Annotated in this window: 23 protein-coding genes; 10 read left to right on the top strand and 13 right to left on the bottom strand. The window is 71.9% G+C overall.

Annotated elements, in window-relative coordinates; all coding sequences use genetic code 11:
• Nucleotides 1-50: 50 nt before the first annotated feature.
• Nucleotides 51-923, top strand: coding sequence for an undecaprenyl-diphosphate phosphatase (locus DWB77_RS31825; protein ID WP_120728475.1), 873 nt, complete (start codon nucleotides 51-53; stop codon nucleotides 921-923).
• 30 nt (nucleotides 924-953) lie between these two features.
• Here DWB77_RS31825 and DWB77_RS31820 read toward each other — a convergent pair whose 3' ends face one another.
• Nucleotides 954-1,331, bottom strand: coding sequence for a hypothetical protein (locus DWB77_RS31820; protein WP_120725449.1), 378 nt, complete (start codon nucleotides 1,329-1,331; stop codon nucleotides 954-956).
• Nucleotides 1,332-1,551: 220 nt separating this feature from the next.
• Between DWB77_RS31820 and DWB77_RS38025 the strand changes: the two genes are divergently transcribed.
• The 3 genes from DWB77_RS38025 (at nucleotide 1,552) to DWB77_RS31810 (ending at nucleotide 3,007) form a co-directional block, all read left to right on the top strand.
• The gene (locus DWB77_RS38025; RefSeq protein ID WP_162952648.1) at nucleotides 1,552-1,728 is read left to right on the top strand and encodes a hypothetical protein; all 177 of its coding nucleotides are present in this window, start codon (nucleotides 1,552-1,554) and stop codon (nucleotides 1,726-1,728) included.
• Nucleotides 1,729-1,844: 116 nt separating this feature from the next.
• Nucleotides 1,845-2,042 (top strand): hypothetical protein, encoded by a 198-nt coding sequence (locus DWB77_RS31815; RefSeq protein WP_120725447.1) that lies wholly within the window; start codon nucleotides 1,845-1,847, stop codon nucleotides 2,040-2,042.
• A 164-nt stretch (nucleotides 2,043-2,206) separates the two neighbouring features.
• Nucleotides 2,207-3,007 (top strand): GNAT family N-acetyltransferase, encoded by an 801-nt coding sequence (locus tag DWB77_RS31810; protein ID WP_120725445.1) that lies wholly within the window; start codon nucleotides 2,207-2,209, stop codon nucleotides 3,005-3,007.
• A gap of 24 nt (nucleotides 3,008-3,031) precedes the next feature.
• Here DWB77_RS31810 and DWB77_RS31805 read toward each other — a convergent pair whose 3' ends face one another.
• Nucleotides 3,032-3,817, bottom strand: a complete 786-nt coding sequence (locus DWB77_RS31805) for a crotonase/enoyl-CoA hydratase family protein (RefSeq protein ID WP_120728473.1) — start codon at nucleotides 3,815-3,817, stop codon at nucleotides 3,032-3,034.
• Nucleotides 3,818-3,899: 82 nt separating this feature from the next.
• On the opposite strand from DWB77_RS31805, the gene DWB77_RS31800 reads away from it, so the two are divergent.
• Entirely contained in the window at nucleotides 3,900-4,379 is a 480-nt protein-coding gene (locus tag DWB77_RS31800) for a nuclear transport factor 2 family protein (protein ID WP_120725443.1), read from the top strand.
• 111 nt (nucleotides 4,380-4,490) lie between these two features.
• Nucleotides 4,491-6,062: an apolipoprotein N-acyltransferase gene (gene lnt, locus DWB77_RS31795; protein ID WP_120725442.1), complete on the top strand. Its 1,572-nt coding sequence runs from the start codon at nucleotides 4,491-4,493 to the stop codon at nucleotides 6,060-6,062.
• Here lnt and DWB77_RS31790 read toward each other — a convergent pair.
• Together DWB77_RS31790 and DWB77_RS31785 are read right to left on the bottom strand one after the other, a co-directional pair.
• A complete protein-coding gene (locus tag DWB77_RS31790; protein WP_120725440.1) occupies nucleotides 5,986-6,891 on the bottom strand; it encodes a Gfo/Idh/MocA family protein in 906 nt (301 codons plus the stop codon). The two genes, lnt and DWB77_RS31790, sit on opposite strands and share 77 nt — an antisense overlap.
• Nucleotides 6,888-8,126, bottom strand: coding sequence for an FAD-dependent oxidoreductase (locus DWB77_RS31785; protein ID WP_120725438.1), 1,239 nt, complete (start codon nucleotides 8,124-8,126; stop codon nucleotides 6,888-6,890). Before DWB77_RS31785 ends, DWB77_RS31790 begins: the two co-directional genes overlap by 4 nt.
• Before the next feature lie 77 nt (nucleotides 8,127-8,203).
• Here DWB77_RS31785 and DWB77_RS31780 point away from each other — a divergent pair, with 77 nt between their 5' ends.
• Together DWB77_RS31780 and DWB77_RS31775 are read left to right on the top strand one after the other, a co-directional pair.
• On the top strand, nucleotides 8,204-8,806 hold the full coding sequence (locus DWB77_RS31780; RefSeq protein ID WP_120725436.1) for a TetR/AcrR family transcriptional regulator: 603 nt from the start codon (nucleotides 8,204-8,206) through the stop codon (nucleotides 8,804-8,806).
• A 39-nt stretch (nucleotides 8,807-8,845) separates the two neighbouring features.
• A complete protein-coding gene (locus DWB77_RS31775; RefSeq protein WP_120725434.1) occupies nucleotides 8,846-9,382 on the top strand; it encodes a DinB family protein in 537 nt (178 codons plus the stop codon).
• Nucleotides 9,383-9,526: 144 nt separating this feature from the next.
• Here the strand turns inward: DWB77_RS31775 and DWB77_RS31770 are convergent, their stop codons facing one another.
• From DWB77_RS31770 to DWB77_RS31740, 7 genes are all read right to left on the bottom strand, one after another.
• Nucleotides 9,527-10,000, bottom strand: coding sequence for a hypothetical protein (locus DWB77_RS31770; RefSeq protein WP_120725432.1), 474 nt, complete (start codon nucleotides 9,998-10,000; stop codon nucleotides 9,527-9,529).
• 161 nt (nucleotides 10,001-10,161) lie between these two features.
• Nucleotides 10,162-10,845 (bottom strand): uracil-DNA glycosylase, encoded by a 684-nt coding sequence (gene ung, locus DWB77_RS31765; RefSeq protein WP_120725430.1) that lies wholly within the window; start codon nucleotides 10,843-10,845, stop codon nucleotides 10,162-10,164.
• Nucleotides 10,846-10,943: 98 nt separating this feature from the next.
• Nucleotides 10,944-12,527: an ABC transporter substrate-binding protein gene (locus tag DWB77_RS31760; protein ID WP_428985165.1), complete on the bottom strand. Its 1,584-nt coding sequence runs from the start codon at nucleotides 12,525-12,527 to the stop codon at nucleotides 10,944-10,946.
• Between the two features lie 137 nt (nucleotides 12,528-12,664).
• Nucleotides 12,665-13,426: an SDR family oxidoreductase gene (locus DWB77_RS31755; RefSeq protein ID WP_120725426.1), complete on the bottom strand. Its 762-nt coding sequence runs from the start codon at nucleotides 13,424-13,426 to the stop codon at nucleotides 12,665-12,667.
• Nucleotides 13,427-13,443: 17 nt separating this feature from the next.
• Nucleotides 13,444-14,205, bottom strand: coding sequence for a 3-oxoacyl-ACP reductase FabG (gene fabG, locus DWB77_RS31750; RefSeq protein ID WP_120725425.1), 762 nt, complete (start codon nucleotides 14,203-14,205; stop codon nucleotides 13,444-13,446).
• 148 nt (nucleotides 14,206-14,353) lie between these two features.
• On the bottom strand, nucleotides 14,354-14,737 hold the full coding sequence (locus DWB77_RS31745; RefSeq protein WP_120725423.1) for a DUF3037 domain-containing protein: 384 nt from the start codon (nucleotides 14,735-14,737) through the stop codon (nucleotides 14,354-14,356).
• Entirely contained in the window at nucleotides 14,734-15,588 is an 855-nt protein-coding gene (locus tag DWB77_RS31740) for a HipA family kinase (protein ID WP_120728471.1), read from the bottom strand. The genes DWB77_RS31745 and DWB77_RS31740 overlap by 4 nt, the downstream gene beginning before the upstream one ends.
• A 155-nt stretch (nucleotides 15,589-15,743) precedes the next feature.
• Here DWB77_RS31740 and DWB77_RS31735 point away from each other — a divergent pair, with 155 nt between their 5' ends.
• Nucleotides 15,744-16,205, top strand: a complete 462-nt coding sequence (locus tag DWB77_RS31735; protein WP_120725421.1) for a Rieske (2Fe-2S) protein — start codon at nucleotides 15,744-15,746, stop codon at nucleotides 16,203-16,205.
• Here the strand turns inward: DWB77_RS31735 and DWB77_RS31730 are convergent.
• Entirely contained in the window at nucleotides 16,192-16,842 is a 651-nt protein-coding gene (locus tag DWB77_RS31730; RefSeq protein WP_120725419.1) for an isochorismatase family protein, read from the bottom strand. The genes DWB77_RS31735 and DWB77_RS31730 overlap by 14 nt on opposite strands.
• A gap of 134 nt (nucleotides 16,843-16,976) precedes the next feature.
• On the opposite strand from DWB77_RS31730, the gene DWB77_RS31725 reads away from it, so the two are divergent.
• Nucleotides 16,977-17,453 carry a pyridoxamine 5'-phosphate oxidase family protein gene (locus DWB77_RS31725; RefSeq protein WP_120725418.1) on the top strand — a complete coding sequence of 159 codons (477 nt, stop codon included), beginning with the start codon at nucleotides 16,977-16,979 and terminating at the stop codon, nucleotides 17,451-17,453.
• Between the two features lie 202 nt (nucleotides 17,454-17,655).
• Here the strand turns inward: DWB77_RS31725 and DWB77_RS31720 are convergent, their stop codons facing one another.
• A complete protein-coding gene (locus tag DWB77_RS31720) occupies nucleotides 17,656-18,558 on the bottom strand; it encodes a LysR family transcriptional regulator (protein WP_120725415.1) in 903 nt (300 codons plus the stop codon).
• Nucleotides 18,559-18,596: the final 38 nt, after the last annotated feature.

The following is an 18,596-nucleotide window of genomic DNA, read 5'->3' as shown; positions in this document are numbered from 1 at the left end:
GCGTGCCCAACGGCCGTGACCCCGACCCCCCTTGGATGGCGCAGCACCCCATGTCTTGGTTCGAATCGTTCATACTCGGGCTCGTCCAGGGTCTTACGGAGTTCCTGCCGATCTCCTCCAGCGCTCATCTGCGGCTGACCGCCGCCTTCGCGGGGTGGCAGGATCCGGGGCCGGCGTTCACCGCGATCACTCAGATCGGCACCGAGACGGCCGTGCTCATCTACTTCCGCTCCGACATCGCGCGGATCGTCTCGGCCTGGTTCCGCTCGCTCACCGACCGCTCCCTGCGCGCCGACCCCGATGCGCGGATGGGCTGGCTGGTCATCGTCGGCTCGATCCCGATCGGGGTGCTCGGCATCGTCCTCAAGCACCAGATCGACACCTCGTTCCGCGATCTGCGGGTGATCGCCACCACCCTGGTCGCGATGGGCGTCGTGCTCGGCATCGCCGACCGCCTGGCGGCCCGTGACGAGTCGGGCGGCCGCCACCGCGCCGCCAGGGAACGCAAGTCGCTGCGCGAACTCGGCACCCGGGACGGTCTGATCTACGGCATCTGCCAGGCCATGGCGCTCATCCCGGGCGTCTCGCGCTCGGGTGCCACCATCAGTGGCGGCCTGCTGATGGGCTACACCTGCGAGGCGGCGGCCCGTTACTCGTTCCTGCTCGCCGTCCCGGCCGTCCTGGCGTCCGGGGTCTTCGAGTTGAAGGACGCGGGCGGCCCCGGGCAGGCCCCCCTGCTGCCCACCCTGGTCGCCGCGGTCATCGCCTTCGCGGTGGGCTACGCGGTCATCGCCTGGTTCATGACGTTCATCTCGACCAAGAGCTTCATGCCGTTCGTCGTCTACCGCATCGTGCTGGGCATCGCCCTGTTCGTCCTCATCGCCGTCGGCACCCTCGCCCCGGACGCGGGCGGCGGGCTCTGACCCGGCCCGGCGGGGCGGCGGTCGAGGCGCTCACTCCCGCGACGTCTGCGGTCCGTCCCCCTTGGCCTCCTCGGCGCGCAGCGCCAGGTCCTGCAACACATCGGCCGACGACACGTCCTGCTCGCCGGAGTCATGGACCTGGGCGAGGGCCACGAACGCAAGGCTGAAGGCGGCCACGAGCTGCTGGATGGCCCCGCCGACCTCGCGCGCCACCAGGGTCGCCATCTCCTGCGGCGTCGCGTCGGCCGGGATCTCGATGTGCGGCATCGTCTCGTTCAGCAGGGCGGTCACGATGCCGATCTCCGTGTTGCGGGATCCCCGTTCCTCGTCCTGTTCGATGCGGCGGCGGTAGTCCCCGGCCTCGGTGAGAATGCCGATCACTCGCTTGAGAACCTCGCTCTGCTCCATTGCGCGAGGATAGGCGGCGGCGCCCGTCCCCGTGGGGGACAACGCCTCGGTGGCGCCGGTCAGTTGTCGTGGGCGACGCGCCGCGTGTCCGGTTCTCGCCGTCCGGTTCCCGTTCCCGGCCCCCTGCGCAACCGCCGCTCCGCGCCCGTCAACTGCCTCATGTTGGCTGAGAGTTCCTACTCCGTGGCGGTGGGTCACCTCATGGCCGTAGGCTTGTCCCATGCCCCCGACTTACGACTGCCGTTCCCTTCGCCCTGCCGACGTGGTGAACGCGGAGATCCGCTCGCTGTGGGAGCAGTCCGACGGCCGCCTCTCGCCCGATGAGGAGGAGCGCTACCACGGGCTCCTGGTCGAATGGGCCGCCGCCGTACGCGACAACACCGCCCAGGCAGCGTGACGTACGCCGCTCCAAACATCCCCCCGGCTGTGACCTTGACCACCTCGCACCGCTCCCACCTGGGCTTCGACGGTTCGGACGGGCCGAATGTCCGACCGGACCCGTAGCCTGGTCACATGTCTTCCTCCTCCGAGCGTCCCGGCCCCACGCCGTCCGACGCGGATGCCGCCAACGACGCCATCCGTGCGCTCGTCGACGGCGCGGACGGGCAGTGGCCCGCCGAGGAGTACGAGCGGCTGCTCGCCGACTGGGCCGCCGCGGTGGGTGAGACGACCCCGCTCGCCGCGGGAGCCGTCTCGAAGCCGCGGACCTGAGCCGACCCCCTTCGGTCGCCGCGTCTACGCGGTCGCCGCGCCTCTTCCTCGCCGCGTCTTCGGTAGCCGCGTCTCGTCCTCGCCGTGTCCATTCGGTCGCCGGGTCTCTTCCTCGCCGCGTCTATTCGGTTGCCGCGTCCCGCGCCCGCTGGTGGAGTGGCCGGATGCACACCGACGCGCCGGCCGGCGCCCCCGATGACGAACTGCTCGCGGTCTTCGACCGGCAGATGCGGCAGCACGCCCTGCCGGACGGACCGGGCGCCACGGTCGAGCGGTCCGGCGACGTCCTACGGCAGGTGGGTCCCGCCCCCGTGTGGAACGGCATCCTCTGGTCCGACCTGACCGCGTCGAGCGCGGACGCCGAAATCGCGGCGCAGGTACGCCACTTCGCCGCGCTGGGCAACGAGTTCGAGTGGAAGCTGTACGCCCACGACCGCCCGAGCGACCTCGGCCTGCGGCTGGCGGCAGCCGGGTTCGAGGCCGAGCCCGAGGAGACCGTGATGGTCGCGCGGGTCGCTGACCTCCCCCTCGATGTCGAGCCCCCGGCCGGTATCACCCTGCGCCCGGTCGTCGACGAGGCCGGGGTGGCCCTGATGACCCGTGTCCACGACGGCGCCTTCGGCCCGGGCTCGGCCCGCGTCGGGGAGCGCCTGCTCGCCCAGTTCATCCAGGCCCCCGAGACCGTCACGGCGGTCGTCGCGATGGCCGGGGAGGTGCCGGTGAGCGCGGCGCGCATGGAGGTCCATCCCGGTACGGAGTTCGCCAGTCTGTGGGGCGGCGGCACCCTGCCCGAGTGGCGCGGCCGGGGCATCTACCGTGCCCTGATCGCGTATCGCACCCGGGTCGCCGCCGAGCGGGGCTGCCGCTATCTCCAGGTCGACGCCTCGGACCGGAGCCGCCCCATCCTGCGCCGCCTCGGCTTCGTCCCGCTCACGCTGACGACGCCGTACATCCGCCGGGCGTAGCTCACGGCCCCAACAGGCCCTGATTCAGGCGGTGTTGTCGAAGGTTCCGTGCCGACCGGCCCCCGCCGCGAACCGCGCGGCGCCCTCGGCCGCCTCGGCCAGTGCGTGGACGCCGTGCCGCACCTCGCCCAGCAGCGCCTCGGTTTCGCCGAGGCCCTCCTGTTCGAGCAGCGACATCCGATCGTGACGCAGACATGTCTGGGGGAACGCGGCGATCTCCGCGGCCAGCCGTTCGGCCCGGGCGCGCGCGGTCGTGGGCGGCACGACCCGGTCGGCGAGGCCGATGGCGTGCGCCTCGGCCGCGTCCACCGGCCGCCCCGTGAGGACGAGGTCCATGGCGCGGCCGGCTCCGATCAGCCGTGGGAGGCGTACCGTCCCGCCGTCGATCAGGGGGACGCCCCAGCGGCGGCAGAACACCCCGAACACGGCGTCCTCCTCCATCACGCGCAGATCGCACCAGAGGGCGAGTTCGAGGCCGCCCGCCACCGCGTGCCCGGCCACGGCCGCGATCACCGGTTTGGAGAGCCGCAGCCGGGTGGGGCCCATCGGCCCGTCGCTGTCCTCGGTCACCGTGTTGCCGCGTTCGGTGCCGATCGCCTTGAGGTCGGCGCCCGCACAGAACGTGCCGCCCTCGCCCCAGAGCACCGCGACCGCCGCCCGTTCGTCCGCCTCGAAGGCGCGGAAGGCTTCGGCGAGCGCCCGGGCGGTGGGGCCGTCCACCGCGTTGCGCGCCCGGGGACGCGAGAGGATCACCGTGGTGACCGGGCCGTTGCGTTCGCTGCGTACCGCCGGGGTCGTCTCGTCCGTCATGCGCCAGCGGTAGCACGAAGCGTCAACCAGCCACAAGCGCCGGGCTCTTGGCGTTCGGGTCACCCTGGCGGAGACTGAGCCGATGACACAGCGCGTGGATCTCGGGACCCTCCTCGACCGCCTGGCCATCGACGAACTCATCACCGGATACGCGGCGGCCGTCGACGACGGGGACTGGGCCGCCTACCGCGCCCTGTTCGCGCCCGACGGCCGCGCGGACTACGGCGCCGCGGGCGGCATCGCGGGTTCCGTCGAGGAGGTGGCCCGGTGGCTCGCGGAGACCCTGCGGCTCTTCCCGGTCCGCCAGCACCTGATCACCAACCGGCTGCTCACCCTCCAGGACCTCGGCGGCTACCCGGGCGACCGCGCCGAGTTGCGCGCCGACTACCTCAACCCGATGTGCTTCGGCGGCGACGGTGACGGCGCCCCGTCAGCCCCCGACTTCGAATCCGGCGGCCGCTACGCGTTCTCGCTGCTGCGCACCGAAGCGGGGTGGCGGCTCAGCTCGGTGACCGTGCACGAGAAGTGGCGGCGGATGTCGGGGGCGCTCGCCGGGGGTTGAGGGGCGGACGGGACGCGCCGGGCGCGGGGCCGTCTGTGCGCGACGCCGCCTCTCCCGCACACTGGCAGTGCGGAAGCCAACTGATCACGGGGGTGGGCAAGGAGGCGCGGTATGCGGATCCCGGTCGGCCGTCACGGTCCACGCCTGAGCTCGGCCTGGTGGCGAGGCGCGGCCGCGCTGCTCGCCGGGGCGCTGCCCGCGCTCGCCTTTCCGGCGCCCGCGCTGTGGTGGTCGGCCTATGGGGCGCTGGTGCCGTTGCTGTTGCTCGTGCGCTCCGCGGGCAGCGTCCGGCGGGCCGCGCTCGACGGCTGGCTCGGGGGCACGGGGTTCATGCTCGCGGTGCACCACTGGCTGCTGCCGAGCCTGAGCGTCTTCATCGTGGTCCTGGCCGGGCTTCTCGGGCTGTTGTGGGCGCCGTGGGGGGTGCTGGTGCGCTCGGCCATGGGGGGCCGCCCCTCCGTGCCGCGCGCGCTGACCGCGGTCGTGGTGGTGCCGTCGGGCTGGCTGGTGGTGGAGCTCTGCCGGTCGTGGCAGGGGCTCGGCGGGCCGTGGGGGCTGCTCGGCGCCAGTCAGTGGCAGGTGCCGTTCGCGCTGCGTCTGGCGTCGGTGGGCGGGGTCTGGCTGGTGAGCCTGCTCGTGGTGGCGGTGAACACCGCCGTCGCCCTCCTGGTGGTGCTCCGCCCTGCCCGTATCGCCATGGTGTCCGCGCTCATGGTGTGCGCCCTGCTGACGGGGGCCGTGTGGATGTGGGCTCCGCACATGCGGGAGGAGGGCCGGATCAGGATCGCCGTGGTGCAGCCGGGCGTGATCGAGAACGGTGACGCGCGGTTCGCTCGCGGTGAGGCGCTGACCCGGGCCCTCGCGGGACGGCACGTCGACCTCGTGGTGTGGGGCGAGAGCAGTGTCGGGCAGGACCTGGCGGCCCGGCCCGATCTGGCGGCGCGGATCGCGAAGCTGTCCACGGAGGTCGGCGCCGACATCCTGGTGAACGTGGACGCGCGCCGCTCCGACAAGCCCGGCATCTTCAAGAGCTCGGTCCTCGTGGGGCCCCACGGGCCCACCGGGCAGCGCTACGACAAGATGCGGCTCGTGCCGTTCGGCGAGTACATCCCCGCGCGTTCGCTGCTCGGCTGGGCGACCTCGGTCGGCAAGGCGGCCGACGAGGACCGCCGGCGCGGCACCACTCCGGTGGTGATGACGCTGCCGGACGCGGTGCGGGTGGGTCCCTTGGTGTGCTTCGAGTCCGCGTTCCCCGACATGAGCCGTCATCTGGTGCGCGGCGGCGCCCAGTTGCTCATCGCGCAGTCCTCGACCTCGTCGTTCCAGGACACCTGGGCACCCGCCCAGCACGCCTCGCTGGCCGCGCTGCGCGCCGCCGAGACGGGCCGCTCGATGGTGCACGCCACCTTGACCGGCATCAGCGCCGTCCACGGTCCCGACGGCGCCCGGATCGGGGCATGGCTGCCCACCTCCGCCAGTACCTCCGCGGTGTACGACGTCCCGCTGGCGACCGGCACCACGCCCTATGTGCGCCTGGGCGACTGGGCGGTGTACGCGGCCCTTGTCGCGCTTGCCGGCTACTGCGCGGCCGAAGGCGCGCGGGCGTTCAGGAAGCCTGTTCCAGGGCCTCCCGCACCACCCTCTCGCACAGCTCGTGAGTCGCCAGCGCGTCCTGGGCGCTGAGCGTCTTTCCGGCTCGTACCGCGTCGAGGAAGGAGTGGACGGACTGTTCGATCCCGCGCTGGCGGGCGACGGGCACCCAGTCACCGCGGCGGCGCACGGACGGCTGGCCCTTGTGGTCGACGACCTCCGCGAGGTTCAGGACCTGGCGCTTGGTGTCCTGGCCCGAGACCTCCAGGATCTCCTCGGTGGACCCGTTCAGCCGGTTCATGGTGCCGATCGCGGTGAAACCGTCGCCGGAGAGCTGAAGGACCACATGCTCCATCAGGCCCTCGCGGACCCGGGCGCGTACGACGGTGTGCTCGATCGGGCCGGGCGCGAGGAAGCGCAGGGTGTCCACGACGTGGATGAAGTCGTCGAGGACCAGGGTGCGCGGGTCCTCGGGCAGTCCGACGCGGTTCTTCTGCATCAGGATGAGCTCGCGCGGATGGTCGGCGCACTGGGCGTAGCCGGGGGCGAGGCGCCGGTTGAAGCCGACGGCGAGGCTGACGCCGCGCTCCTCGGCGAGCGCCACCAGCCGCTCGGACTCGGCGAGTTCGTACGCCAGCGGCTTGTCGACATAGGTCGGGACGCCCGCTTCGAGCAGCCGGGTCACGATCTCCGGGTGCACCGCGGTCGGCGCGTGGACGAACGCCGCGTCGAGCCCCTGGGCGAGCAGCGCGTCGAGGTCGGTGTGGCACTGCCGGGCCGGTATGCGGTGGGCGGCGGCCACCGCGTCGAGGGTGGCCGGGGTGCGGGTCTGTAGATGCAGTTCCGTGCCCGCGAGCGTGGTCAGAACCGGCAGATAGGCCTTCTGCGCGATGTCCCCGAGCCCGATGCATCCGACCTTCACGGGGTTCTCCTGTCGCCGAGCGATGGTGAGCTTTCTTGCCTGGTCAGCATACGTGCGGCGGGGGGCTGCCAGGTGGCCGTCGAGGCGAAGGAGCGCAGCAGTAGTCCGGGCGCCAGCGTCGAGAGGCCGCTGATCAGGGTGTCGCGCACCGCGATGCCGAGCGGGTTGCGGAGCATGTTCAGACGCGCGGTACGGTCCGCCGTGCGCACGAGGCCCATGGTGCGGGGCAGCCTGTCGGCGCTGTAGCGGGCGAGGCCGCCGGCGAGGCCGCCACCCGGGTCGGCGTGGTGGGCCAGGACGATGGCGTCCTCGATGGCCTGGTTGCCGCCCTGGCCGAGGGTGGGGGCCATGGCGTGCGCGGCGTCGCCGATGAGGGCGACCCGGCCGCGGTGGTAGGCGGGCAGCGCCTCGGCGATGTGGTGCACGTCGTTGCGGAGCACCGGCCCTTCACCCGCCGCTTCGAGGATCGCGGGGATCGGCTCGTGCCAGGTGGCGAACAGCCTGCGCAGTTCGGCCGGTTCACCATCGGAGGCGTGTCCGCCCTGCGGCGTCCTGGCCGCCGCGTACGCGTAGATCCGGCCGTCCTTCATGGGCTGGGTGCCCCAGATGCGGCCCGGCCCCCAGGTCTCGTGCGGCGCGAAGGGCCGACCCGGGTCGGGCACGACGAGGCGCCAGGTGGTGAACCCGGAGTACGTGGTGCCCGGGTGGGCGGGGAAGAGCGCCGTGCGCAGCGCGGAGTGGATGCCGTCGGCGCCGACGACGAGCTCCGCCTCGATGTCCCCGTCGGCGGTGCGGACCACGGCGGGGCGGTCGGCGGCCCCCGGGTCGATCAGTTCGGCCGCGGAGCCGGTCCGCAGGGTGCCCTCCGCGAGCGCGCCGGCCAGCGTCGCGGTCAGGGTCGCCCGGTGCAGCAGGACGACCGGGTCGCCGAAGGCGTCGATGGCGGCCTGGGGGTCGGTGCGGGAGAGCCAGCGGCCGCTCGGGGTGCGCAGACCGCCCTCGCCCTGCCAGGCGGCGAGCGCCCTGATCGGGTCTCCGAGGCCGATGACGTCGAGGGCCCGCAGGCCGTTGGGGGCGAGCGCGATGCCGGCGCCGACCGGCTTCAGCTCCTCGGCCCGCTCCAGGACGGTGACCCGCCAGCCGCGCCGGGTCAGGGTCGCGGCGGCGGTGAGACCGCCGATGCCGCCGCCGACGACCACCGCGCGCGGTCCCTCGGTGTCGCTGTACTTCCTCATGACGCCCCCTGTCGACTACACCTGTAGTACCGCCAGCCACGTTACTACACCCGTAGTGAAGGCGATAGATTGCGACCATGGCCGCACGCACCCCCGGCACCTCACGTGCCGAACTCATCGCCGACACCGCGCTCGCCCTGCTCACCGAGCGCGGCATGCGGGGGCTGACCCACCGCGCCGTCGACGAGCGGGCCGGACTGCCGCAAGGCTCGACCTCCAACCAGGCGCGCACCCGGCAGGCGCTGCTCGAAACCGCGGTACGGCGCCAGGCCGAGCGCGAGGCCAAGGTGCTCGTCCCGGCCAAGATGCCGGTAGCGGGCGGCGGCCTCGACGAGCTCGCCGGGGCGCTGGCCCTCGCCCTGCACCGCTACCTCACCGGCCACCGCGAACTACTCGTATCCCGTTACGAGTTGGCCCTTGAGGCCACGCGGCGGCCCGAGCTGCGCGCGTACTACGACACGGCCGGGCGACAGTTCAGGGCTCCGCTGGTGGATCTGATGCGGTCGGCCGGATCGAGTGCGCCCGAGCGGCACGCCCTGTCCCTCATCTCGTTCAGCGAGGGCCTGATGTTCTCCTGCGCGGCCGGCTCCTACCACGCCGAGGTGCCGTCCGAGGCGGAGATCCGCCGCAGCTTCACCGAGGTGCTGAGCGGCATGCTGACCGGGCCCGCGCACCGATAACCGTTGGCCAAGGCCATGGCCAGGAGTCAAGATGACGCCATGACGACCCCCGAGGTACCCACGGCCGAGACCACGGAGCGCAACGAACCCGCCCTGGACGCCGGTGAGCGGGCCATGCTCGACGGCTGGCTGGACTATCACCGCGAGACGCTGGTATGGAAGTGTTCCGGGCTCACGGACGAGCAGCTCAAGCACGCCGCCGTCCCGAGCTCCGAGCTGACCCTGCTCGGGCTGCTGCGCCATCTCGCCGAGGTCGAACGCTGGTGGTTCGTCTCGGTGTTCGAGGGAGGGACGGACGAGGGCGTCTACGGCACCGACGAGGACCCCGACGGCGACTTCCACTTCGGCCCCGACGACACCCATGCCGAAGCGCTCTCCACCTGGCGGAGCGAGGTCGCCGCCGCACGGGACGCCGCGGCCGGACACGATCTCGACGACCTCAGCGTGGGCACCGCCCGGCACGGCCGGCACTTCAACCTGCGCTGGATCTACACCCACATGATCGAGGAGTACGCCCGCCACAACGGCCACGCCGATCTCCTTCGCGAGGCGATCGACGGCACGACCGGAGCCTGATCCGGACCGGCCCGCCCGGAGGCCACCCCCTGGGCGCGCCCCTCCTCCTCACCCCTCCGCCTCATCCCCTCTTCCTCACCGCCCGCGCCCGCATCTGCCGTGCTACGTACGGTAATTGACAGAGCGTCAGCGCAAAGTCAGCCCCTACACGGCGTCCAGTCGGCGCTCCAGGCGCCGCACCGCCTCGCGGATGCCGTTTCCGTACGCGTCGTCGGACAGCGTGTCCAGGGCGTCGTGCGCCCGCTCGATGTGGAGCCTCGCGTCGTCGGGGCGGTACAGCTTGATGTAGTCGGCGGCGAGGTTGAGGTGGAGCGAGGGGTAGAAGGCGCGGACCGCGAGCGAGGCGTGGTGCTCGGCGAGGCGGTCCTGGCTCAGCCCGTCGGCGGCGGCCAACGCCCGCAGGTCCCACGCCAGTTCGTCCCCGGGATCGTCCTGGGCGTCCGCCATGTAGTGGGCCAGGGTGCAGCGGTGGAGGGCGTCCCCGTCCTCGCCGATCTGGGTCCACAGGGCGCCGAAACGGTTGCGGGCCTCCTCTCGGTCCCCGCCGTGCAGCAGCATCATCGCCTGCCCGATGCGGGTCATCACGAGGTCCCCGGAAGCTTCCTGCATGTCCGTCACCGCTGTACTCCACCAGTCGTCGCGAAACTCGAACGTCGTCGACGCTAGCGGCCCCCACTGACAATCGGCCTCAGGCTCGGTCGGCCGCCCCGCGCTGTCAGCCGGACGCCGTCACACCCCCGCCGACGCACCGCGCACCGTCACTCCCCCGGCCACCCGCCTCAGCCCAGGTCGGGGATGCGCCAGTCGATGGGGGCGTGCCCCTGCGCCGCGACCGCCTCGTTGATCTGCGTGAAGGGGTGCGAACCGAAGAACTTCTTGGCGGACAGTGGCGAGGGGTGCGCTCCCTTGACCACGACGTGGCGCTCTTCGTCGATCAACGGCAGCTTCTTCTGCGCGTAGTTGCCCCACAGCACGAACACCGCCGGGTCGGGCCGCGAGGCGACGGCGCGGATCACCGCGTCGGTGAACTTCTCCCAGCCCTTGCCCTTGTGCGAGTTGGCCTCGCCGGAGCGGACCGTGAGCACCGCGTTGAGCAGCAGCACACCCTGCTGGGCCCACGGCATGAGGTAGCCGTTGTCCGGGATGTCCAGACCCAGCTCGTCGCGCATCTCCTTGTAGATGTTGCGCAGCGAGGGCGGCGTCCGAACGCCGGGGCGCACCGAGAAGCACAGCCCGTGCCCCTGGCCCTCTCCGTGGTACGGGTCCTGACCGAGGACCAGGACCTTGACCTGGTCGTACGGCGTCGCGTCAAGGGCCGCGAACACCTCCTCGCGGGGCGGGAAGACGGGGCCCTTCGCCCGCTCCTCCTCGACGAACGCGGTGAGCTCCTTGAAGTACGGCTTCTGGAGCTCCTCGCCGAGGACGCCCTGCCAGGACTCGGGCAGCATGGCGGTATCGGTCACGTCAACAACCTCCGTGGGACATTCGGTTCGACTCCGCACTCTCACTGCGGATTTCCGAACCTACCCGCCGCCACTGACAACGCCGTCCGCGCCCGTCTCTACCAGCTGGTCTTGCGGTGCAGCTCCCACATCTGAAGCACCGTCTGCGGGTCCAGGGCGCGCTCGCCGCCCGCGATGTCGTCGCTCGCCGCGATGCAGAGCCTGCCCTGCCACAGCGGCAGCAGCCGCACGTCGTCGACGAGGACGTCCTGGGCCCGCTCGAACTGCTTGCTCGCGGCCCCCCGGTCGGAGATCTGGCGGGACTGCGGGATCAGCCGGGTGGTGATCTCGCGGGGCTCGTACGGCGTGCCGACGGCGTTCTCCTCGCCGACGAAGGGGGCGATGAAGTTGTCCGGGTCGGGGAAGTCGGGGAACCAGCCGCGTCCGAAGACGGGGAAGTCGCCGGCCTGGAAGCCCTCGGTGTAGGTCTTCCAGGGGCGGCTCTTCAGCGTCACGTCGAAGAGTCCCGAGTCGTCGAGCTGCCGTTTGAGTTCGGCGAACTCCGCGGCCATGGAGGAGCCGTAGCGGTCGGTGGTGTACCAGAACGTCAGCGGCACCGGGCCGTTGACGCCCGCCATGCGCAGGATGTCCCTCGCCTTGGGGACGCTGGGCGAGCCGAAGGTGTCGAAGAAGCTGGTGGTGTGCCCGTTCACGCCGGTGGGGACCATCGAGTACAGCGGTTCGGCGGTGCCCTTGTAGACCTTGGCGACCAGGGCGTCGCGGTCCACGACCTGGGCGATCGCGCGGCGCACCGCCGGGTTCGCGGCCTGCGGATCCTTGGGGTTGAACACCAGGAAGCGGATCTCGGTGCCGCTGTTCTCGATGAGCTGGAGCGGCTTCCCCGCGGCCTTCTCCTGGCGGATGTCCTCGACCTCGTCGGCGGTGATGCCGCGGTAGGTGACGTCGATCCGCTTGCTCTTGAGGGCGTCCACCATGGTGGTGGAATCGTGGAAGTAGCGGATGGTGACGCCGTCGTTCTCGGGCTGTGCGAAGCCCTGGTAGCCGATGTTCTTCTTCAGGACGGCACGGTCGCCGGCCTTGTACGACTCCAGCGTGTACGGGCCCGAGCCGGTCAGGCCGCCGTCGTCGCGGAGCCTGTCGGCCGGGTAGGTCGCGGGGTCGACGATCGACATGGCGGGCGCGCCGAGCACATAGGGGAAGGTCGCGTCGGGCTTGTTCAGGTGGAAGGTGACGGTGAGGTCGTCGTCGGCGGTGACCGTGTCCAGGCTGCTGAGCAGGCCCTTGGGTCCGGCCTTCACATTGATCTTCACGATGCGGTCGATCGAGTACTTGACGGCGTGGGCGTCGAGCTTCGTCCCGTCGGAGAAGGTCAGTCCCGTGCGCAGGGTGCAGGTGAAGGTGCGGCTGGTCCTGTCCCGGAAGCGGCAGGACTGCGCGGCGTCCGGCTGGGGCGAGGTGCTGCCGGTCGGAAAGGCCACCAGGGTCTGGAAGACATTGCGGTAGAGCTCCCACGATCCGTCCCAGGAGGCGGCCGGGTCGAGGGTGCTCGGTTCGCTCGTCGTCCCCACCGTGATGCCCTGCTGGGCCCCCGAACCGCTGCCCGGGAGCAGTCCGCAGCCACCGAGCGCGGCTATGGACGCAAGGGCCGCGCCGGTGCGCCGGCGGCTGGTCCGTCTGAACACGTGCACGCTCCTCGATCGGCCGTGGCGGCAGACCATACCGCAGTGCCCCGCTGGGTCAACCGACCGTCTCAACGGGGCACTGGGCACATTCGGGAGCACATCCGCTCAGAGCGGCGAGCGCCTTCGCCGGGGCTTCCTCAGTGGACTCCGACGTTCAGGAAGAGCCCGCCGTCGACGACCAGGGTCTGTCCGGTGACCCAGGCCGACTGCTCGGAGGTGAGGAACGCGGCGGCGCCGCCGATGTCGGACGGCACGCCGAGCCGGCCCATCGGATAGGCCGCCGCGGCCTCTGCCTCGCGGCCCTCGTACAGCGCCTGGGCGAACTTGGTCTTGACGACGGCGGGGGCGATCGCGTTGACCCGGACGACCGGCGCGAACTCGTGCGCCAGCTGGAGCGTCAGGTTCACCATGGCCGCCTTGCTCATGCCGTACGCGCCGATGAAGGGCGAGGCGGAGACGCCGGCGATGGAGGCGATGTTGACGATCGCGCCGCCGTTCTCCCGCTGCCAGGCCTTCCAGGTCTGCTGGGCGAAGCCGAGCGCGGAGATCACATTGGTCTCGAACACCTTGCGCGCGACGCCGAGGTCGAGCTCCGCGATCGGGCCGAACACCGGGTTGGTACCGGCGTTGTTGACCAGGTAGTCGACCCGGCCGAAGGCCTCCATGGTGCGCTCGACGGCGGCGGCCTGGTGGGCTTCGTCGGCGGCCTTGCCCGCGACCGCGATGACGCGGTCGGAGCCGAGCTTTTCGACGGCCTCCTTGAGGGCGTCCTCACCGCGGCCGGTGATGCAGACCCGGTCGCCGCGGGCGACGAGCGCCTCGGCGACGCCGTAGCCGATGCCCCGGCTGGCCCCCGTGATCAGGGCGACCTTGCCGGACAGTTCGGGAAGTTCAGTCATGTCGCTTCTCCCTCGCCTTAGTTGAGCGGTCCGCCGGCCACGTACATGACCTGGCCGGAGATGAAGCCCGCGGCGTCGCCGGTGAAGAAGGCGATGGCATGGGCGACGTCCTCGGGGAAGCCGACGCGCTGGACGGCGATCTGGCTCGCGGCCGCCGCCTGGAAGTCCTCGAAGTCCATGCCCACCCGGGCGGCGGTCTGCGCGGTCATCTCGGTGACGATGAAGCCGGGCGCGACCGCGTTGGCGGTGATGCCGAACTTGCCGAGCTCCTTGGCGAGGGTCTTGGTGAAGCCCTGGAGGCCGGCCTTGACGGCGGCGTAGTTGGCCTGGCCCCGGTTGCCGAGCGCGGAGGACGAGGAGAGCGAGACGATGCGGCCCCACTTGGCGTCCACCATGTGCTTCTGACAGGCCTTGGCCATCAGGAACGCGCCCTTGAGGTGCACGTTCATGACCAGGTCCCAGTCCGACTCGCTCATCTTGAAGAGGAGGTTGTCGCGGAGCACGCCGGCGTTGTTGACGAGGATGGTCGGCGCACCGAGCTCGGAGGCGACGCGCTCCACGGCCGCCTCCACCTGGGCGCCGTCCGACACGTCACAGCCGACGGCGATGGCCTGGCCGCCGGCCGCGGTGATCGTGTCGACGGTGTCCTTGCAGGCCGCCTCGTCGAGGTCGAGTACGGCGACGGCCCGGCCCTCGGCCGCAAGCCGGACGGCGGTCGCGGCGCCAATGCCCCGCGCCGCCCCGGTCACGATGGCTACGCGCTGCTCGGTGGTGGACATGCTGTTCTCCTCGCCCTGGGATCCGCGGCCCTCAGTGACTGAGCAACCGCTTAGTAGCTTCAGCAGACGAGACGCTAGAAGCCCTGGCACCCGGTGTCAACGGCCCACGGATCCGCTCGGCGCATGTCACATCTTCGGTCGGCCCGATTCAGCGCACCAGCAGGTCGAGCAGCCGCTCGGTCTCGGCCTCGGGGTCGGCGGTCAGGCCGGTGTGCACCGGGCCCGGCTGGACCACCGTGGAGCGCGGCGCGATCAGCCAGCGGAACCGGCGCCCGGCGTCGTCACCCGCCGCCTGCCCGGCGCCCTCGCCGCCGCCGCAGACCCCCTCGACGGCGCGCAGCGCGGCCCGTACGCCCAGCACGTCCGCGCCCGGGTCGAGCGCCCTCAGCTTCGCCTCGTCCAGATGGGTGCGTGCCGCGACATAGGAGTGGGCGCGGCAGTAGACCAGCACGCCCGCGTTGAAACACTCGCCGCGCTCGACGCGTGGCACCACGCGCAGCAGCGCGTACTCGAAGACATCGCGCTTGCTCAACGGTGGTCGTCCTTCGTGCTGTTCTTGGTGGGGTGCGGCCAGGGCTTGAGTTGATCGGTCAGCCAGCCGGGGGCCCCTGAGGGCTTGGTGACGGCGGGGGCGTCCAGGGTGATCCGCTCGTGGATCGTCGCGGCGCGGGCGAGCAGCGGCTCGACATAGGCGCGGCGCAGCGCGTCGGTGGTCTCGAAGCCGGGCTCGTCGAGCAGCCACTCGTCGGGCACGAGGGCCGCGACCTCGGTCAGAAGCTCCTCGGTCACCAGCGGCGCGAGGGCCGCGGCCGCGGCCGCGACATCGGGGCCGAACGGCGCGAGCGCGTGGTCGGAGGCGTTGTACGGCTTGGCCGCGGAGGCGGCGGCGCCCGGCCAGTTGTGGTGCCAGATCATCGTGGCGCCGTGGTCGATGAGCCACAGGTCGCCGTGCCACACCAGCATGTTCGGGTTGCGCCACGACCGGTCGACGTTGTTGATCAGCGCGTCGAACCAGACGACCCGGCCCGCCTCGGCCGCGTCCACCTGGTAGGCGAGCGGGTCGAAGCCGAGCGAACCGGGCAGGTAGTCCATCCCGAGGTTGAGTCCGCCGCTCGCCTTCAGGAGCTCCTGCACCTCCTGGTCGGGCTCGGACAGGCCGATGACCGGGTCGAGTTGGATGGTGACCAGTTCCGGGACGCGCAGCCCGAGCCGGCGGCCGAGTTCGCCGCAGATGACCTCCGCGACGAGCGTCTTGCGGCCCTGGCCGGCCCCGGTGAACTTCATGACATAGGTTCCGAGATCGTCGGCCTCGACGATGCCCGGAAGTGACCCGCCCTCACGCAACGGCGTGACGTAGCGGGTCGCGGTGACTTCGGTGAGCATGCGCACAGGCTACGTCGCGGCCCCCGCGGCCCCCGACTCCTTTCCTCCGCGCCCCGCGCCCGGCCCCGGCAGGTCACCCGGCCGCTGAACGCCCCGCCTCCCGCGCCCGTACTCCCCCTCGCAGCTACGCGTCGTACGTCGAGAGGACAGTCAGCATGAGCACCGAATCGCAGCCCGTACCCGCCCAGGTACCGGCGCGCCGCACCGTCATCGCGTGTGTGGGCGCGGCCGGGCTCGCGGCCGCGCTCACCGCGTGCGGGGGCGGCTCGGACAGCGCGGCGAAGGCCCCGGACGCGGCGCCCGCCGGGGACGGCGGGGGCAAGGACGCCGGGAGCGTGCTCGGCAAGACGTCGGACATCCCGCAGGGCGGCGGAAAGATCTTCGCCAAGGAGGGCGTCGTGGTGACCCAGCCCGTCGCGGGCCAGTTCAAGGCGTTCTCCGCGAAGTGCACCCATCAGGGCTGCGCGGTGTCGTCGGTCACGGACGGGACCATCAACTGCCCTTGTCACGGCAGCAAGTTCGACGTCACGGACGGCAGCGTCAAGGCCGGCCCGGCGCCGGCCCCGCTGCCGGCCGCCGCGATCTCGGTGGAGGGCGGTTCGATCAAGCTCGCGTGACCCGGCGGCCCGCCCTCAGACAGCCGAGGATCTCGTCGGTGGTGGCCACCGTGGCGACCAGGGCGAGGGTGTGCCGGATCATCGCGGGGGTGTAGTCGGCCGGCACCCCCGCGATCGCGTCGGCGGCGACCACGGCGGTGTAGCCGAGGTTCACCGCGTCGAAGACCGCGTTGGGGATCGCCACGTTGGCCGAGACCCCGGTGACGATCAGGGTGCGGCAGCCCAGGTTGCGCAGGAGCGGGTCCACGTCGGTGCCGGACAGGGGCGAAAGCCCGTGCAGCCGGCGTACGACGATGTCCTCGTCGGCCACCTCGATCGGCTCGGCGATCCGCACCGCCCGGGAGCCGGAGTACTGCTGCACCGGCAGCCGTTCGGCGGCCCTGAAGAGCCGCGCGTTCTGGTTGGCCCCGCGCCCGTCAGGGCGCCGCTCGGCCACCGCGTGCAGCACCTGGACACCCGCCTCGTGCGCCCCGGCCACCAGCCGCGCCACGTTGTGCAGTACGCCCGACTCCCTTGCCTGTTTGGCGAGTTCGGGCAGGGCACTGTCCGCCCCGACCACACCTTGCTGGCACTCGACGGTCATCAGGGCCGTGGAAGCGGGATCGAGCTGCCGCGCGAGAAGTTCCTTCGTCGCCATGGCGCCGGAGGCTAACCGCCATTGCGCGACGAGGGAAGAGCACGCCATGATTCCTGACGTACCGTCAGAACACATGGCGGCACGCATGGTTGTTGGACGTCAGGGAACCGTCGACGCACGGAAGGGAAGGCGCCATGGCCGCCATACAGCTCCGAGGCCGACGGATCATGATGAGTGACGAGGAGCGCGACGCCTTCCTCGGCGCCCGGCGCACCTGCCGCGTCGCCACCGTCTCGGCGGACGGTAGCCCACATGTCGCACCCCTCTGGTACGTCTGGCACGGCGGCTCGCTCTGGCTGTACTCGATCACCCGTAGCCGGCGCTGGACCCAGCTCGGCAAGGATCCGAGGGTCGCGGTGGTGGTGGACGACGGCACGGAGTACGGGGAGCTGCGCGGGGTGGAGCTCAGCGGCAGCGTCGTCCCGGTCGGCGAGGCGCCGCGCACCGGTGAGCCGTGCGCCGAACTCGCCGAAGTGGAGGCGCTGTTCGCGGCCAAGAACTTCGGCATGGAGGAGATGGTCCACGACGGGCGGCACGCGTGGCTGCGGCTGACCCCGGATCGCGTGGTGTCCTGGGACTTCCGCAAACTGGGCGGCGCGTTCGCGCGCTGAGGCCTACGGCCGAATCTGTGACGGCCCTGGGTGCGGGTGCCTGCCGCGAGTGGCGGCCTTGGGTGGGCCACCGCGGGTGGCGGTAGGTGCGGGCGCCCGGTGTGAGTGCGCGTGCCCGCCGGCTGCGGATGCGGGCGCCTACCCGAGGCGGGTTCAGGCACCCACCCGCGGCGGGCGCGGGGCCCGCCCACCACCCGCTCCCCTACTCCAGCCCCTGCCCCGCCGCCGCCAGCGCGTCGACCGCGGCCCGGATCGAGGGTCTGCGGTCGGCGTCCGCGCGCCACACCGCGTACACATGGCGGCTCATCGCGGCCCGCACCGGGACCACCCTGACCCCGTCGGGCACCGGGCCACGGCCCAGGCGCGGGGCGATGCTGACCCCCAACCCGGCTTCGACCAGGGCGAGTTGCGTGGCGTGTTCGCGGGCCACATGGGCGATCCTCGGCTCGATGCCCTTGCCGCGCAGGGTGAAGAGGAGCCACTCGTTGCAGAACTCGCCCGAGGGCCAGGTGATCCACTCGTCCTCGGCGAACTCCTCCAAATCCACCGCCTCGCGGGCGGCCAACGGGTGCCCCGCGGGCAGGGCCACGTCCGCCACGTCGTCGAGGACGGCCCGCTTGGCGAGCCCGTCGGGCAGCGGCAGCGGCTTGTTGTACCAGTCGAGGACGAGCGCGAGGTCGAGGTCGCCGAGCAGCACGCCCCGCACCGACTCGTCGGCCTCCTGCTCCTCGGAGCGGACCGTCAGCTTCGGATGGTCGGCGCGGAGCGAGGCCAGCGCGGCGGGGAAGAGGCCGCGTGCGGCGGTGGCGAAGCCCGCGATCCTGAGCTCGCCGACGACGCGGTCCCGCTGGGCCTCCAACTCGGCCTGCGCGACCTGGACTTGGGAGAGGATGCGCGCGGCGTGCTCGGCGAGGAGGCGGCCCGCGTCGGTGAGCCGCACCCCGCGCCCGTTCTTGGCGAGCAGCGGCTGGCCGGCCTCGCGCTCCAGCTTGGCGAGCTGCTGGGAGACGGCGGAGGTGGTCACGTGCAGGGTGTCGGCGGCGCCGCCCACCGAGCCGTGCCGGGCCACCGCGTCGAGGGTGCGCAGACGCTCCAGATTCAACATGTAAGCGATGCTAACCGAACCATCTCGCTAAGTCTCGC

The sequence above is a fragment of the Streptomyces hundungensis genome, assembly GCF_003627815.1.
GTDB lineage: Bacteria > Actinomycetota > Actinomycetes > Streptomycetales > Streptomycetaceae > Streptomyces > Streptomyces hundungensis_A.
Note: the sequence above shows the minus strand (reverse complement) of the source record. Positions and strands in the feature narration are given on the sequence as shown.